The sequence below is a fragment of the Flavobacterium pectinovorum genome (genome assembly GCF_006438875.1).
In the GTDB taxonomy this organism is placed as follows: domain Bacteria; phylum Bacteroidota; class Bacteroidia; order Flavobacteriales; family Flavobacteriaceae; genus Flavobacterium; species Flavobacterium pectinovorum_A.
The window spans coordinates 152,813-170,098 of the sequence record NZ_RCZH01000009.1 but is presented as its reverse complement, the minus strand read 5'-3'; the positions used below and the strand labels follow the sequence as shown (position 1 = coordinate 170,098).

The following is a 17,286-nucleotide window of genomic DNA, read 5'->3' as shown; positions in this document are numbered from 1 at the left end:
GAGGAAGTTTTAATTTTAATCTTTCTAAAGGGTGCCTTTTATAGCAACTTATAATTAGTTTTATTATTCTAAATCATTCCTAAGAAAAAACAACATAGTAAAAGAATAATTTCATCAAAAAGCTTAGAAGACTCAACCTCAAGTATTTTAAACACTTGAGGTTCTTTTAAAAAAAAAATCATAAATAATTTATTATCAATTATTCAAATTTAAGTAATTGATACGAAAAAGTAAAAAATTCAGCAGGGCCTTTTGTAAAAACTTTCGTTTCTCCACTTACAATCTTCAAAATATGCTTAAAAATTCTCTTTTAATATTTTTACTCCTTTCAATTATTCTAATATTATTTGGCGAAACAACAAAAGTCGTTCTAGATATTGACAAATTATTTTATAATACAATGGCTGAAAAATTAACCTCTCAGCAATTAAATCAATATTTTGAATTTCAGGATAAATGGAAATGGGTTTCTTATTTTTTCGTTCCAATATATATTGCAATTAAAACAAGCATAATTGCTATTATATTATACATAGGAACATTTTTTTTCAGTCAAAAAGAAATAACATATAAGTCAATTTGGAATATCGCTATTAAAGCAGAATTCATCTTTTTGTTAGTTCCAGTTTTTAAAACTATTTGGTTTTACTTTTTTCAAACCAATTATACATTAGAAGATATTCAGTATTTCTATCCATTATCAGCCTTAAATATTACTGGATATAAAAATTTAGAAACTTGGTTTGTTTACCCTTTTCAAGCACTCAACTTATTCGAACTTTTCTATATTATTTATTTAGGATTTCAAATAGGTAAACTAACCAATACGTATGCTGATTATGGATTAAAAATTGTCGGTTTAAGTTATGTACCCAGCTTAGTATTGTGGGTAGCGACAGTAATGTTTTTCACTCTTAATTATTCTTAAAATGTCTAGAACAAAAAAAGTATTTCTCGCTGCATGTATTATCATGCTCATTATACATATAGTTTCATACTTCTTTTACAATAGAGACATCGTTCAGGCTTCTATGGGAGTTATTACGATGATATTCATTATTATGTCGATAATTATGAACAAAGAATCAGAAACATGAAAAAAATTATAAAAACCACTTCTCTAGTAACATTTATAGGTGTTCTACTTTTTTTAGGTTACCAAATTGTATCAAAAATAAATCATAAAAATGAAATTGCTCAAAACATAAAAAGAATTCCGGAATTTTCATATCAAAACATAGACGGAATTGCTTTTACTAACAAAAACCTAAGAGAAAAGACCTCAACTATTTTTATTTATTTTAATACGGAATGTGATTTTTGCCATGAAGAAGCTAAAATCATTAAAGAAAATATAACCCGGTTTAGTAATGTGCAATTCATTTTTGTATCCGCTGAAAAACCGGAACAAATTAAAAAATTTGCTCAGAAACACCAACTAACAACTTATGATACTGTTTATTTTTTACATGATAACAAAAATACTTTCGCAACTACTTTTGATGTTAATGCGTTGCCTTGTCTAGTACTTTACGACAAAAACAATACGCTCATCGAGAAAATTAAAGGTCAGACAAAAGTCGAAATTTTGATTAAAAAAATAAACATTGAATAAGCTCCAAATGAACTTAAAGCATCTCAAAAAAACGCACACCCAACAATTAGACCAATCAGACTGCGGTGTAGCATGTTTATTATCTATCATAAAATTCTATAACGGAAATCAATCTCTTGAGAAACTTAGAGAATTAAGCGGTACGACTAAGCAAGGAACTACAATGTTAGGTTTGTACCAAGTTGCGATTCAATTGGGATTTACTGCTGAAGGTTGTGAAGCAGATATTAAAGCTCTAATCGACCATAAGCAACCTGTAATTTTGCATCTATTATTAGAAGATAAACTACAGCATTATATTGTTTGTTATGGTTACACTGAAAAGGAAGGTTTTTTGATTGGAGATCCTTCAAAAGGAATATATTTTTTAACGATAAATGAATTAGAAAAAATTTGGGTTTCAAAAACTTGTTTAATACTAGAACCAAATGAAAATTTCATCACAGAAAAAACAGATAAAAAAGCTCAGATAAAATGGTTTCTTGATTTATTAAAAGAAGATTATAAACTTATTTGGATCTCCATTTTGTTAGGTGTCTTTATTGCCGGTTTAGGAATGTCAATGGCGCTATTTTCTCAGAAATTAATCGACGATATTCTCCCTTCACGTAATATCAAAAAGTTAATATCCGGAATTTCATTATTAACCATTTTACTTTTAGCCAGAGTTGCAATTGCTATTTTAAGGCAATATTTTTCATTAAGACAATCAAAGGATTTTAATAACCGAATAAACAACTCCTTTATTTCCTCGCTTTTGCATCTCCCAAAATCATTTTTTGACAGCAGAAAAACCGGTGATCTTGTGGCGAGATTAAATGATATACAACGCATACAAAGCGTTATTAGAATGCTATCAAGCACTTTAATAATTGATGTTTTGGTCGCTATTATTTCATTAGTGTTTCTATTTGGCTATTCCTGGAAACTTGGTTTGATTTCTTTACTTAGTTTACCTATTTATTTCTTTATAATTTATAGAAATAATAAAATAATAATCGAATCACAAACAGAAATCATGCAAAGTTATGCTATTAACGAAAGTAATTATATCAACACTATTCAGGGAATTTCGACCATAAAAAACGATAATAAACAAACTGTTTTCAAGCAATTAAACGAACATATATTTGCAAATTATCAAGAAAAAATATTCAATCTCGGAAAAATCAATATTACTCTTTCCTGGCAATCCGGTTTAGCAAGTCTTATTTTTTCAATTAGTATCTTAATTTATACATCGATACAAGTTTTTAATAAAGAAATTAAGATGGGCGAATTAATGGCAATTTTAGGAATTGTTGGTTCGCTATTACCTTCGATCGCAAATTTGGCTTTAATTTCGATTCCGATAAATGAAGCTAAAATAGCTTTTAACAGAATGTATGAATTTGCATCCATAAAAAAAGAAAATGAAGAAGGTGCAGAAATTAGTGAAATCAACAAAATCTCGATTCAAAACCTATCCTTTAGATTTGGCGGAAGAACTGAGCTCTTTCATGATTTGAATATAGAAATCAAAAAAGGAAGATTTACGGCTATAGTTGGAGAAAGCGGAAGTGGAAAAAGTACCATCGGACAAATATTGCAACGCTTTTATTCCTTCGAAAATGGAAATATTGTTATCAACGATAAATATCAACTTCAAGAAATTGGACTCAAAAATTATAGAGATTTATTAGGCGTTATTCCACAGGAAATTACAATATTCAACGGAAACGTGATTGATAATATCCTTTTAGGGACAAGTGACTCTCCGGAAAACCTACTTAATTTTATTCAGGAATATGGATTTGAGCATTTTTTCAATCAATTACCTCAAGGTTTAGCCACAATTATTGGCGAACAAGGAATTAATTTAAGCGGAGGACAAAAACAAGTTATCGCTTTGGCAAGGGCCTTATATAAAAAACCTCAATTTTTGATTCTTGACGAAGCGACCTCAGCAATGGATAGAAACACAGAAAACTTCACTATGAATCTGTTTCAAAAGATAAAACCAAATTGTGCTATTTTATTTATTTCACACCGTTTAAATATTCTAAAAAATACTGCCGATTGTATCTATATTTTAGAAAACAAAACTATTTCTAATTCTGGAAATCATCAGGAATTAATTGCCTCTCCTAATTTTTATAGTGATTACTGGGAAGAAAAGAAATGATTTTAATAAAATAGATAACGATTTACAATTGGAACTTCAACAAAAAAATATAATTATTTGATTTATGAAAACAATGATAAGAGCAATTACCATTATATTACTATTTAGTTTGACTACTGTTTTTTCGCAAGAGACAACAATTAAAGGCTTCGTTTTAGATAATCTAAAAAAGCCCATTCGATATGCTAATGTTGGGATTCTAAATAAACCAATAGGAACAGTTACTAATAATGAAGGTGAATTTATACTAAAGATAGATGCTTCGCTTGCTTTAGATACATTAAAAATTTCATCATTAGGTTTTAAAAGCACTGAATTTATAATTAAAAATTTACTGGATAATAAGATAACCGATATTTCTTTAGAAAGTCATATTGAAGAACTGGAAGAAGTCGTAATATCTACTGACAATCTAAAACGTTACACAGAAGGTAAAGAAAAAACTAAAAGTAAAAATCAAGTTTTTTTTGCTAATCCAGAAATTAAAAATATAAACTTAGGCTCTCAAATAGGTAGAAAATTCATTCTTAGTTCAAAAAAGCCAAGTATATTGGAAGAGTTAAAATTTTACATTAAAGAAAACAACTACGAGAAAATTAAGTTTAGAATCAATATCTACAGTGTACACAACGAAATTCCCACAAATAGAATTAACAAAATTGATATTTATTCGGAAGTACAGAATATAAAAGGTTGGGTAAATGTAAGTTTGACTGATTACAATATAGTAGTAAAAGATGATGTGATCGTGACTGTCGAATGGATCGAAGCATCAAAAACAGGAGATATATTAAGCTTACCACTTCTTATACCATCTTTTAATTCTGTTCACTATTATAAACAGAGTGCGCAATCACAATGGAAAAAATATAAAATGATATCATCTGCAATGTTGTTAACTTATAAACAATAAAATATTAAATCGGATTATGTTTAAAATATATTTTAAACAATTACCACATGGATTGACAACTAATCTGAGCGAAGAAGGAATTAATTTAAGTGGCGGACAAAAACAAGTTATTGCTTTGGTAAGAGCTTTATACAAAAAACCTCAATTTTTAATTCTTGACGAAGCGACCTCAGCAATAGATAGAAACACAGAAAACTTCACTATGAATCTGTTTCAAAACAAGAGAATCGTAATCTAATTTACAATACTGCCAACCGAGAAAAGCTTCATTATTTACCAATTATAAATACTACTTTTGGCTTTTTAGAGTTAAAGTGTTTATGCTTAAAAAATTACTGTTTTTAACGTTGCTTATTTGGTTTTCTGGTCTGCAGGCTCAGGAAACGGAATCATCGTACAAAACCAAAAAAGTAATTGCAACTCGTGACACTATTCATCTGGAAGAATTTAGTATCAATTCCAGTTATTTTCAGATTTTAAATACTAAAAATGAATTACTTGATTCTACTTTTTATAAAATAAATTTCCAAAAAGGAACCTTGTTTTTCAACGAAAAACTGACTTCTGCGTCAGATACTTTAATTGTCAATTACCTAAAATATCCTGATTTTATTACCAAAGAATACAGTCTTTATAAATCAAATCAAATTGTTACCAATGATATTGGCTCTGAGAAATTATACAAAATTGAAAATAATAACACTAAAAAAACCACTCCATTTGATGGTTTAAATACTTCCGGAAGTATTACCCGTGGCGTAACGGTTGGGAACAATCAAAATACTGTTTTGAACTCTAATTTGGATTTGCAAATTACCGGAAAAATATCCGACAAAGTTAGCTTAAGAGCTTCCCTTCAGGACAGTAATATTCCGTTGCAGGATGGTGGTTACTCCCAAAAACTGGATCAGTTTGATAATATTTTCATGGAACTTTTTAGTGATGACTGGAACATTCGCGCCGGTGATGTTTTCTTAGAAAATCGGAAAACTCAGTTTTTAAGTTTCAATAAAAAAGTACAGGGAATTTCGGGAAATTTTGATTTTGATACCGGAAAAAGCAAAACTAATATTTTTGCATCGGTTGCATTTGCAAAAGGACAATATGCCAAAAGTACTTTTACTGGTCAGGAAGGAAATCAGGGACCTTATAAATTAAAAGGTCAAAATGGTGAATTGTATGTATTGGTCATCTCAGGTTCTGAACGCGTTTATGTTAATGGTGTTTTACTTAAACGTGGCGAAAACAATGATTATGTAATCGACTATAATGCAGGCGAAATTACTTTTACCTCGCTTTTTACGATTACATCTGAAATGCGTATCAATATCGAATATCAATATTCAGATCGAAATTATAACCGCATCGTGACATACGCCGGTGCTACACATGAAAATAAAAACTGGAGTTTTGGCGGTTATTTATATTCGGAAAATGATATGAAGAATCAGCCTTTGCAGCAAAATCTTTCTACAGAACAGGTTCAGATTTTAAGTCAGGCGGGCGATGATCCAAATTTAATGAAAGCGCCATCAGCATATGAAGATACTTATGCTGCTAATAAAATCTTGTACAAAAAAATACTTGTAAACACTGCTGAGGCTTATGAATATTCTACCGATGCTACTGCTGTTTTATACAATGTAAAATTTAGTCTTGTTGGCAATAACGCCGGAAATTATATCATTCAGAATAACAATTCGGTTGAGCGTATTTATGAATATGTCGCTCCCGTTAGTGGAATTTTACAGGGAAATTACGAACCTATTGTACAATTGGTTGCGCCTATAAAATTGCAGGTCGCTACTTTTTTAGGAAAATATAATCCTGACGAAAAAACATTGGTCGATTTTGAAGTCGCCATAAGCAACAATGATAAAAACTTGTTTTCTGACATTGATGATAGTGATAATAGCGGGATTGCGTTAAAAACCAACATTAAAAAACGTCTGTTTACCAAAAACTGGACATTAGACGCGTTTGCAAATTATCAATTTGTTCAGGAAGACTTTAGATCTGTCGAGCGTTTATACAATATTGAGTTTAGCAGGGATTGGAATTTAAATGCTACTCTTTTGGGCAATCAAAGTCTGCTGGTTACAGGTTTGAATTTTGATTTATTTGCTAAAGAAAAAACATCCAATATTGGTTTGTTTACCTATCAATTTGAGAAATTAGATTATTCCGAAAGTTATTCGGGCGCGAGACATACTACAACTGCACTTTTCAAACTAAGACAATGGACTATTGAAAACCAGGGAAGTTTTTTAAATTCGGATGCTACAACTTCGACTTCGAAATTCATTAGGAATCAAACCAGAACAAAATATCATTTTGGAAAAAACTGGATTGGTGCCAGCATGCAAATCGAAAACAATCAACAACGGGATAAAGTAACGAATCAATTTTCGGTCTTGAGCCAAAGATTTTCAGAATATGGCGCTTTTGTTGGGCGTGGTGATAGTACTAAAGTTTTTGTAGAAATAGGGTATTTGCAACGCCGAAATGATAGTTTGCAAAATGGTTTGTTGCAACACGTGAACAATTCGCAAACCTATTTTTTAAAGTCGAAATTGATTCAGAATAAAAAAACAGATTTAGCAGTTTATGCAAGTTATCGAAATTTAGATTTTACAGATTCCACCCGAAAAAATGAGCCTTCTTTAAACTCGAGAATACTTTACAACGATCGCTTTTTTAATCAGTTGATGCAAATTGGTACGGCATATGAAACAAGTTCTGGAACGATTGCACAACAAGAATTTACGTATATCGAAGTTCCAACGGGTCAGGGAGTTTATACCTGGAATGATTATAATGGTGATGGAATTAAGCAATTGGAGGAATTTGAAATCGCAACTTTCCCTGATCAGGCAAGATTTATAAGGATCTTTTTACCGAATCAAATTTATATTAAAACCAATCAAAATAAATTTTCGCAATCTGTTGCTTTGAATCCGTTGCAATGGCAGAACGAAAAGGGTTTCAAAAAACTGCTTTCTTATTTTTACAATCAGACTTCTTTTATTATGGATCGAAAAGTAAAAAGTCAGGGCGAACGTTTAGAATTGAATCCGTTTAATTCATCTGAGGAAAATATTTTAGGCTTAAACTCAAGTTTCAGAAACAGCTTATATTACAATCGGGGAAAACAAAAGAACTCGGTAACGTATACCTATCTTATTAGTAAAGGAAAAAATCTACTTTCGATTGGTTCACAAGATGTCAAAAACAGTTCGCATCAATTACAATATACTCATTTGTATCAAAAGAGCTGGTTGTTTAATTTCTTTACCAAAACCATTAATACGAATTTAGTTTCTGAAGATTTTGTCGAAAAAAACTACGATATTAAGGGCTATCAATTGGCTCCCAAAATCAGTTATTTGTTTTCGAAAAATACAAGTTTAGATTTCTTCTATGAATTTCAGAACAAGGAGAACAAAATAGGGAATTTTGAAACACTTGTTCAAAACAGACTCGGAACTTCCTTCTCTTTTGCCGGCGAAAAAAAGGTTACATTAAATGGAGAGTTTTCCTTTTACCAAAATAAATTTACCGGAAATGAATTTTCATCTGTAGGTTTTCAGATGCTGGAAGGCCTTCAGGCGGGGCAAAATTTAGTATGGAAGCTTCTATTACAGAAGAATATAACGCAATTCTTAGATGTTAACTTAAACTATCAGGGTAGAAAAAGCGAAACTGGTTCAACGGTTCATACAGGAAACATTCAGCTTCGTGCATATTTTTGATCCTTAACGAAAAACATTACAATAAATTGATTAATTTTAATTGAAATTTAAATTATAAACCATATGAAAAAGTTATTATTACTCTGTTTTCTAGTTGTTTTCTCTTCTAATTTCTATGCTCAGGAAACAGCAAAAACTACGAAGAGCAAAACGGAAGCTTCTGCTAAAAAAGCAAAGTCTGATGCTTCTAAAGCAAAAGCTGATGCAAAAAAAGAAGCTGCAAAATCTAAAAAAGCAGCAGACGACGCTACAGCAGCCTCAACGAAAGCAACAGCTAAATCAAAAAAAGCAACTAGCGATGCCGCTACTGACGCTTCTGCAAAAGCGAAAAAAGAAACTGCCAAAGCAAAAAAAGCTAGTGCCGATGCTACTGACGCTTCTGCGAAAGCAAAAAAAGCAACTGCTAAATCTGAAAGCGCTAAATCTGATGTAACAAAAACAGCAGCAAAAGCAGATGCAGCAAGCAAAACTGCTAAAAAAGATGCAACATCGACTAAATCAAGTGCGTCTAAAACATTAAAAGAAACGACTGAAAAAGCTCCAAAAGTGGCTGATAAAGTTACTGGAGAATACAATGGAAAAAAAGTTTATACGGGACCAAAAGGTGGTAGATACTACATTAACTCTAATGGAAACAAAACTTATATTCAGGATAAATAATAACATCACATCAATATAAAGAAGGAACTACATTAAGTGGTTCCTTTTTTTTATGCAAAAAATCTTCCTGACAACAAACTTGTCGTTAACATACAAATAACCTTGTGTAGTAAATTGTACTGTTTTTAAACTTTTTTGTCCGAAAACGCCTTTTAAACCTGATTATAGAGTTAATAATTTAGTAATACATCTGAAATAACATGGAGAGCATATTTCTTTATCTTCGTTTCTAAAAAGCGTTAAACTATGAGCATTGACTATTCTGCGAACAAAACAATTTTAGTTGCTCCGTTAAACTGGGGATTAGGCCATGCCGCAAGATGCATTCCTATTATCAAAGCGCTTCAGGAAAACAATTATATCCCAATAATAGCTTCTGATGGAGTTGCATTGGCGTTATTACGTAAAGAATTTCCTTACGTACAAACGTTGGAATTACCATCTTATCATATTGAGTATGCAAAAAACGGTAAAAATTTTAAGTGGAAACTGATTAAGAATTTACCTAAAATGATCGCCGCTATTCTTGATGAGAAAAAAATAGTAAATAACTGGATAAAAAAACACGGAATTGACGGCATTATTTCAGATAACCGATTAGGCGTTTTTAGTAAAAAAGTGCCTTCTGTATTTATGACACATCAATTGAATGTGATGACTGGAAATACAACTTGGTTTACCAGTAAATGCCATCAACATATTATAAAAAAATATGCTGAATGCTGGGTTCCTGATACTAATGAGAAGGTCAATTTGACTGGGGAATTAGGACACCTTAAAACAAGTGATCTTAACTTAAGATATATTGGTCCGTTGAGCAGAATGCGCAAAAAGGATATTCCGAAAGCCTACGATTTAATGGTTATTTTATCTGGCCCGGAACCTCAGCGCACTTTTCTGGACGAAAAACTGCAAAAAGAGATTGTGAATTATAATGGTAAAGTGGTTTTTGTACAAGGTATTGTCGAAAAAACGCAAAATAAATGGCAAGCCGGAAATGTAACTTATTACAATTTCATGAACTCAAAACAATTGGAACAAACATTTAACGAAAGTGAATTTGTTTTATGCCGTTCCGGTTATACAACGGTGATGGATTTGGCAAAATTGGGTAAGAAAGCCTTTTTTATTCCAACTCCGGGGCAATATGAACAAGAATATTTGGCGATAAAACTTCAGGAAGAGAACTTGGTACCGTATGCAATGCAAGACGACTTTACCATTGAAGATCTTTCAAAAGTAAAGTCGTTTAAAGGTTTAACCCAATTTGATGAAGATATCGACTGGGATTCTTTGTTTACCGTTTTTGAAGATAATACAACAAGATAATTGAACGCGGATCACGCGGATTGCTAAAGCAAAACGCGGATAAAAACGGATTTTTTAAAGTATAACTATAAATTATATCTGAAAAAATCCGTTTTTATCCGCGTCTTCGCGAAAGCGAATCAGTTTTATCCGTGTCCTATTTTTAAAAATTAAACTGAGCTTGCAATCTCAATAAATTTCCTTGTTGTCTATTAATTAACAAAGCACTGTCTTCAAAAGTTCGGTCTGCAATAACGTATTCTGCTGTAAGTTCAAATGCTTTAAAAGGCTGCCATTCTATACCTACTTCATAATCTCTTACGACATAACTTCTGGCGTCTTTTTCATATTTTTTTCCACCGTTATAATATTGAAATTTGGCAAAAGGATAGATATGTTGTTTTTTCAGATCTAATTTGTAATTCAATAAAACGTAACCTCCATCTAAATCAGTATCATCAACTGTATTGGTCAATGTATTGTATCGAGGTCCTTTCCCTATATTATATTCTGTTTGAATACCAAATGGTCTTGGATACAAAACAAATGTTGCTCCTACCCTTTGGTCTTTTACATATTGCGGATCATTTACGATAACTCCCGGTGAAATTTCTCCGGTAAAAGCCCATTTTCCAGTATAAGCCTGAATTCCGGGTTCAATAATCTGGCTTCCTATTACAAAAGGATAAGATACTCTGGCAACTACATTCAAATCTCTGTTTCCGTCAAGTTTGTTGGCAAGTTGTCCATTGTAAACTCCAAAAGCAAAAACTCCAAAATCACCTGACCCTTTGTAACCGTCTTTAACCAGCATTGCAAAACGCTCTCTAATTTCGGCCGGAGCCCAATAAAAGAATATTCCTAAATCACGCTCATTTAATATGGCACTATTCATTGCATCGTTTCTGTCTAAAGCTAATCGCTGAGAGCTCGATTGCATGTTTTCAAATCCATAAGGAATTTTACTTTGTCCTACACGAACACGATATTCTCTTTTTTTATCGAAAGAAAGATCAAAATACAAATCTCGAATTTGGACGAAATTTTGAATTCCCGTAACTGGAGAACTGGCAAAATCAGGCTGAAAATAGAAAAACACATTTGGATGAACCTGTCCTGAAAACACTAAACGTGCACGTCTGATAAAAAGTCCGTTGTTTGCTTTCGCATCTGGAGCTGTCGAAGTTGTTCCCCAGGATTTATCACATTGCTCGCAGGAAACTTTATCGTTTGTAGAAAACAAACCATTGTATCTTATTTGCGCATAACCTCTCAATGAGATTTTATCGTACCAATGTTCTTCTCCACTAACTCCTGATTTGGTATCTGGAAGTTTTGCTTTATTAATAGAATCTAAAATACGAATTACTTCATTTTTTACCTCTTGTTTATTCATATCCTGTGCATTTGCAGCACAAGTAATCAGCAATAAAACGGCTATTATTTTTCTTTTTATCATTTCTTTGTAATTCCCTTAGATTCAAGGTGCAAAGATGTGTCACCTATGTTAAGAAATCATTAACAAGATGTTACTATAATAAAAATTTATTGTTACGAACCGGCAGCAAGTATTACATTAAAGTTAAAACACCTGTGTTTACGGACTTCGACGGAAAATAGCTTACAATTATTTAACTTCAGCTTTTATGATTTTATTTGCTTTTTCAAGCGTAAAAGAGAATTCAGACCCAATTCCGAACTCACTTTCTACATATACTTTCTCTTTATGAGCTTCAATAATATGTTTTACGATTGCCAATCCAAGACCAGAACCACCTTCTGAACGGGTTCCGCTTTTATCAACTCTGTAAAAACGCTCAAAAAGTCTTGGAATATTTTGTTTTTCAACTCCTTCTCCATTATCACTGATACGAATCAAAACTTTCTTCTTGGTTAAATTGACAACACCAACTTCGGTCAAACCGCCATCTTTACCGTACTTAATAGAATTTACGAGCAGGTTTTCCAAAACTTGCTGAATCCTGTCCTGATCTCCGCGTACTATAACTGATTGCACATTTTTACTTTCAAACGCCAATTTGATTTTCTTTTTATCAGCTTTCATTTCTAATAAATCAAAAACATTCTGAATCAACTCAACGATATTAAAATCAGTCATGTTCAAATCTAAATCTCCCGATTCTAATTTGGTAATCATATCCAAATCTTCTACTATGTAGATCAGACGTTCTACGCCTTTTTCAGCACGTTTTAGATATTTCTTTCTAATATTCTTATCGTCCATTGCTCCATCAAGCAAAGTCGAAACATATCCCTGAACGGTAAACAAAGGTGTTTTTAGTTCGTGCGAAACGTTTCCTAAAAATTCCCTGCGATATTGTTCACGAATTTCGAGCATTTCGATTTCTAACTTTTTATCAGTGGCAAACTTTTTCACTTCGCGTGAAAGTGTTTCCATATCTGTAGTTATGGGCTGATTAATAAGTGTTGTTGATTCCAGCAATGAAACCTCATCGTAGATTTTCTTAACTCTTCTGTAAATGAAACGTTCTACACGATATTGCAAAACCAGAAAAGAGAATATATAAATCGAAATAATAAAGATTATCCCGAATGCAACCTGATGTTTTAATTCGTTTTTATAGAATAAATTCATCAATATCAATACAAATCCTGTCCCAAAGAGACTTATATATAATGCCGATTTTACAGCAAATTTGTATGTTTTTTTAAAATTAATTTTCATTGATAGTATCAACCATTAAGAGATTATTTTTTTACCATATAAGTAGTATAGTTCATTTAAAAGTAAGCGTAATTTTTTCGATTACATATGAACTTAAAAAAGAAATCTTTGTCAAAGTTCAAAACTTTGACAAAGATTGACTTTGATATAAAAGTACGGACTATAAATTAAATGAACTTATATTACTTATATGGTTCATTTTTTATGTAATTCGAATCTGTTTAAATCCTCAGCAAAATCACTTAGAAACTTAGTACCTTAGAACTTAGCATCTTCAAAAAATTAAACTTCAAATTTATAACCAACTCCTTTTATTGTTTTAAAAAGATCTTCTCCTATTTTTTCACGTAGTTTTCTAATGTGAACATCTATTGTTCTTCCGCCAACCACAACTTCGTTACCCCAAACTTTATCCAGGATTTCGTCTCTTTTAAAAACTTTTCCGGGTTTAGAAGCTAATAAGTAAAATAATTCGAATTCTTTTCTTGGTAAAGCAATTTCTACATTGCCTTTTATGATCTTATATTCTTCTCGATTAATCTCGATTCCGCCAACGTTTAAGGTGTCGCTGACTACTTCTTGTTCTTTTAACCTTCTTAACAAAGCCTTTACTTTGCTGACCAATAATTTTGGTTTTATTGGCTTGGTAATGTAGTCATCTGCACCTGCATCAAAACCAGCAACTTGTGAGTAATCTTCGCTTCTCGCTGTCAGGAATGTTATGATAACATTATTTAATTCAGGAATTTTTCTAATGTGTTCGCAAGCTTCCATTCCGTCCATTTCTGCCATCATTACATCCATAATAATTAAGTCCGGCAATTCTTTCTGAGCCTTTGCTATAGCTTCTTTTCCGTTTGAAGCTGTTACAATCTGGTAGCCTTCCTGAGCAAGGTTATAGCCAACGATTTCTAAGATATCTGGTTCATCGTCAACTAATAAAATCTTGGTTTGTGTTTTTTTCATAAATAGCAAAAATTGAGATTCTTACATCAAATTTTCTTTATTATACATTCGATGATTTTCATTTGAGATGGTAAATATACTAATAAAACAACGGTCAAAAATTGCAGTTAACCGTAATTTAATCTGGTAACAATTTGATAATCTACAAGACACGAAAACATAACGAGTACCTAACATGAACTTTACACAGCGTTTCTTTCTTTGCACAAAAATAAATTAAACACAACACTGAAATGAAATTCAATTTAAAATTTCTATTTATTACATTATTCATCTGTACGATTTCGATCGCACAAACCAAAGGTACGATTTCTGGTGTATTAACCGACAAGGAAATGAACAACCAAGCGTTACCTTTTGCAAATGTTTTAATTAAAGGTACAAACATTAGCGCTAACACTGACATTGACGGAAAATATTCGTTGAATGTAAATCCAGGAAATTATACTATTATTTTTAGTTTCGTAGGATATGAATCTGCTGAAAAACCTGTTACTATTAAAGCAAACGAAACTGTTACTATTAATCAGGTACTTTCGTCGGGAGGTTATACTCTAAAAGATGTTGTTGTAAAATCGACAGCAAATAAAGAAAAAGAAACTGCATTATTACTAGACCAAAAAAATGCTGTTGTTATCAAACAAAGTATTGGTGCACAGGAAATGTCCAGAAAAGGTGTAAGTGACGTTGAAGAAGGTTTAACTAAAATTACCGGAATTTCTAAAGTAGGTTCAAGAGGTTTATTTGTTCGTGGTCTTGAAGACCGTTACAACAATTTATTGATTAATGAACTTGCCGCTCCATCAAACAATCCATTTTCTAAAATCGTTCCTTTAGATTTATTCCCAACAAATATTGTAGGTGTTATTGATGTTTACAAAACTTTCAACCCAAATATCTACGGAGATTTCGCCGGAGGAACTTTTAACATTCAAACTTCAAAAGCTTCTAAAAGCGTTACTAAAATAAACCTTGGTTTTGGATACACAACCGGAAACAGCTTTAAAGATTTTTTACTTTCAAGCGATGCAGATACTGCTGCAGGATTTTTTGGATTTAACGGAAAAGACAGACAGATACCAGATTTCTTAGGTCCAAACGCTTCAAAAACTGCTTTTACAAATGATCAGGCTTTAAGCTCTGTAAGCGGAGATAAAGGTTTCAGCGCAAGCAAAGGTAAAAGCCCTTTAAACTCAAGCTTGAATTTATTACACTCAGAAAAATTTGATTTAAGTAATGAACGTTCTTTCGCTTATTTATTATCTATTAACTATGACAATAGTTATGCAATTAGAGAAGGTGTTGACAGAACTTTGGATATACAGACTACTGGTTCAAAATATGTTAATAATTTTGTTACTACTGATTACCGTTTCAAAACTACAACATCAGCATTATTAGGATTAAACTACAACACAAACAGATTTAAATTAGCTTTTAATACTTTGTATATTAAAACTACTTTGAACTCTATAAAAGATCAATTTGGTCAGTCTGGCGGTACTGCTATTCAAAACACATTGATCCGCACGAATCAATTAGACCAAAGTGATTATTTGAACTTTCAATTGTTAGGAGAATATAATTTGACTGAAGATAAAAATCAAACTATAAAAGCAGGTGTTTCTTATGCAGACACTAAATACCAGCAACCGGACAGAAAGTTCTTTATAGGACAAAAAACAGGCGAAGACGAGATTAACACTTCATACGGAGCAAATAACTTCTTACGCCAATACTTAACTGTAGACGGAAATTCATTTGTGTCTGCAATGGCAGAATACAACCTTAAGTTTGGAAAAGACGGAAAACAAAACAAATTAACAGTAGGTTATAATGGTAATACTACAGGAATGGAATCTTCTTATAGATTTGTTTCAAGCCGAGGTGATGCATTCTCTTCAAGTATAAACAATATTAATGATCACATCATAAGCGATCTTCAAGCTAATAATGGTACTTCTTTTGAAGAAAATTCTAATTCAACCTGGAAAGTAAAACTTACTGAAACTGCAAATGCAGGTTACACTAATTTACTTTTGAAATTTGGAGAAAAATATGAACTTAACGCAGGAGTTAGAGCCGAAAGCACAACTAAAGAAACTAAATACCGAGGATTAGGAAGTTTTGACTCTCCATTTCATGTAAGATCATATGACAATTTCTACTTTTTACCTTCATTGAACGTAAAATATTTGATAAACGAAAAATCAAACCTGCGTTTTGCTGCAAGTAAAACTTATACAAAACCGGTTATCATGGAATCGTTCCCAATCTCTTACCAAAATGCTGATGGAACTTCAGTACAAGGAAATACATTATTAAAAAATAGTGATAACTATAATGTCGATTTAAAATACGAATTATTCCCTTCTGCAAAAGAAATGTTCACAGTAGGTGCATTTGCAAAATATCTTGATAACCCAATAGAAAGAACTTTTGTTTCTAACGCTACGACAGGAACTGTTACAACTTTTTTAAATTCTGACAATGCAACCTTATTTGGAGTAGAAGCTGAGTTCCTTTTTGGATTAAACAGAATTAGCGAAGATCTTGCAGCATTCTCATTTGGATTAAACACAACTATAATGTCTACTAAAGTAAACATAAGTAAAACATATGCCTCTGAAGATGAAGATGGAATTATTACAATTAATCCATCAATCGAAACACATAAAGGTTCAAGAGATTTACAAGGTGCATCAAACTGGTTGGTAAACTCAGATTTGAAATATGAATTCAATTTAGGAAAAGATTGGACAAATACCATGTCTCTTGTTTATGGTGTATTTGGAAAAAGAATTTATGCAGTAGGAACAAACGGTCAGGATAATACTTATGAATTACCGGTATCACAATTGGACCTTGTTTGGTCAAGCAAAATTTCAGAACATTTTGATGTGAAATTTACTGCAGACAACTTATTAAATCCAGCAAGAAAATTAGAATTTGGAAACGAAGGAACAATAAAAGTTGCAGAGGAATCTTTATTAGCTCAAAGCTATAAAAAAGGAGTTGGTTTCTCTTTCAAAGTAGGATATACTTTTTAATTAAATCGCTCATATACAAAACAAAAGCTCCAGAAATCTGGAGCTTTTTTATTTAAGGACACTTTCAGAAATCTCTTAACATTCTCTTCACATTTTAATTGTTTTTTGATAACTGTAATGTAATATTTAGATAACACCTTAGAAAGATTTC

At 31.8% G+C, this 17,286-nt stretch carries 13 protein-coding genes; 10 read left to right on the top strand and 3 right to left on the bottom strand.

Annotation, left to right across the window (positions count from 1 at the left end; all coding sequences use genetic code 11):
- Positions 1–292 precede the first annotated feature (292 nt).
- The 9 genes from EAH81_RS15070 to EAH81_RS15035 all read left to right on the top strand — a co-directional run bounded on the left by EAH81_RS15070 (position 293) and on the right by EAH81_RS15035 (position 10,433).
- Complete coding sequence (locus EAH81_RS15070; protein ID WP_140508517.1) at positions 293–928, top strand: hypothetical protein; 636 nt, start codon at positions 293–295, stop codon at positions 926–928.
- A gap of 1 nt (position 929) precedes the next feature.
- Positions 930–1,097 carry a hypothetical protein gene (locus EAH81_RS27455; RefSeq protein WP_161595816.1) on the top strand — a complete coding sequence of 56 codons (168 nt, stop codon included), beginning with the start codon at positions 930–932 and terminating at the stop codon, positions 1,095–1,097.
- Entirely contained in the window at positions 1,094–1,615 is a 522-nt protein-coding gene (locus EAH81_RS15065; RefSeq protein WP_140508515.1) for a TlpA family protein disulfide reductase, read from the top strand. The genes EAH81_RS27455 and EAH81_RS15065 overlap by 4 nt, the downstream gene beginning before the upstream one ends.
- Before the next feature lie 7 nt (positions 1,616–1,622).
- Entirely contained in the window at positions 1,623–3,779 is a 2,157-nt protein-coding gene (locus EAH81_RS15060; protein WP_140508512.1) for a peptidase domain-containing ABC transporter, read from the top strand.
- Positions 3,780–3,843: 64 nt separating this feature from the next.
- Positions 3,844–4,692, top strand: coding sequence for a carboxypeptidase-like regulatory domain-containing protein (locus tag EAH81_RS15055; protein WP_140508509.1), 849 nt, complete (start codon positions 3,844–3,846; stop codon positions 4,690–4,692).
- 16 nt (positions 4,693–4,708) lie between these two features.
- Entirely contained in the window at positions 4,709–4,930 is a 222-nt protein-coding gene (locus tag EAH81_RS15050; RefSeq protein WP_140508506.1) for an ATP-binding cassette domain-containing protein, read from the top strand.
- Positions 4,931–5,012: 82 nt separating this feature from the next.
- Positions 5,013–8,444 carry a hypothetical protein gene (locus EAH81_RS15045; protein ID WP_140508504.1) on the top strand — a complete coding sequence of 1,144 codons (3,432 nt, stop codon included), beginning with the start codon at positions 5,013–5,015 and terminating at the stop codon, positions 8,442–8,444.
- Positions 8,445–8,507: 63 nt separating this feature from the next.
- Positions 8,508–9,104 carry a hypothetical protein gene (locus EAH81_RS15040; protein ID WP_140508502.1) on the top strand — a complete coding sequence of 199 codons (597 nt, stop codon included), beginning with the start codon at positions 8,508–8,510 and terminating at the stop codon, positions 9,102–9,104.
- Positions 9,105–9,350: 246 nt separating this feature from the next.
- Entirely contained in the window at positions 9,351–10,433 is a 1,083-nt protein-coding gene (locus EAH81_RS15035; RefSeq protein WP_140508500.1) for a glycosyltransferase, read from the top strand.
- Between the two features lie 142 nt (positions 10,434–10,575).
- Here the strand turns inward: EAH81_RS15035 and EAH81_RS15030 are convergent, their stop codons facing one another.
- The 3 genes from EAH81_RS15030 to EAH81_RS15020 all read right to left on the bottom strand — a co-directional run bounded on the left by EAH81_RS15030 (position 10,576) and on the right by EAH81_RS15020 (position 14,085).
- Positions 10,576–11,871, bottom strand: a complete 1,296-nt coding sequence (locus EAH81_RS15030) for a porin (protein ID WP_140508498.1) — start codon at positions 11,869–11,871, stop codon at positions 10,576–10,578.
- A 168-nt stretch (positions 11,872–12,039) separates the two neighbouring features.
- Positions 12,040–13,119 carry a sensor histidine kinase gene (locus tag EAH81_RS15025; protein WP_140508496.1) on the bottom strand — a complete coding sequence of 360 codons (1,080 nt, stop codon included), beginning with the start codon at positions 13,117–13,119 and terminating at the stop codon, positions 12,040–12,042.
- Between the two features lie 282 nt (positions 13,120–13,401).
- Positions 13,402–14,085: a response regulator transcription factor gene (locus tag EAH81_RS15020; protein ID WP_041518469.1), complete on the bottom strand. Its 684-nt coding sequence runs from the start codon at positions 14,083–14,085 to the stop codon at positions 13,402–13,404.
- Positions 14,086–14,318: 233 nt separating this feature from the next.
- Here EAH81_RS15020 and EAH81_RS15015 point away from each other — a divergent pair, with 233 nt between their 5' ends.
- Positions 14,319–17,135 (top strand): TonB-dependent receptor, encoded by a 2,817-nt coding sequence (locus EAH81_RS15015; protein ID WP_140508494.1) that lies wholly within the window; start codon positions 14,319–14,321, stop codon positions 17,133–17,135.
- The last annotated feature ends 151 nt before the right edge of the window (positions 17,136–17,286 follow it).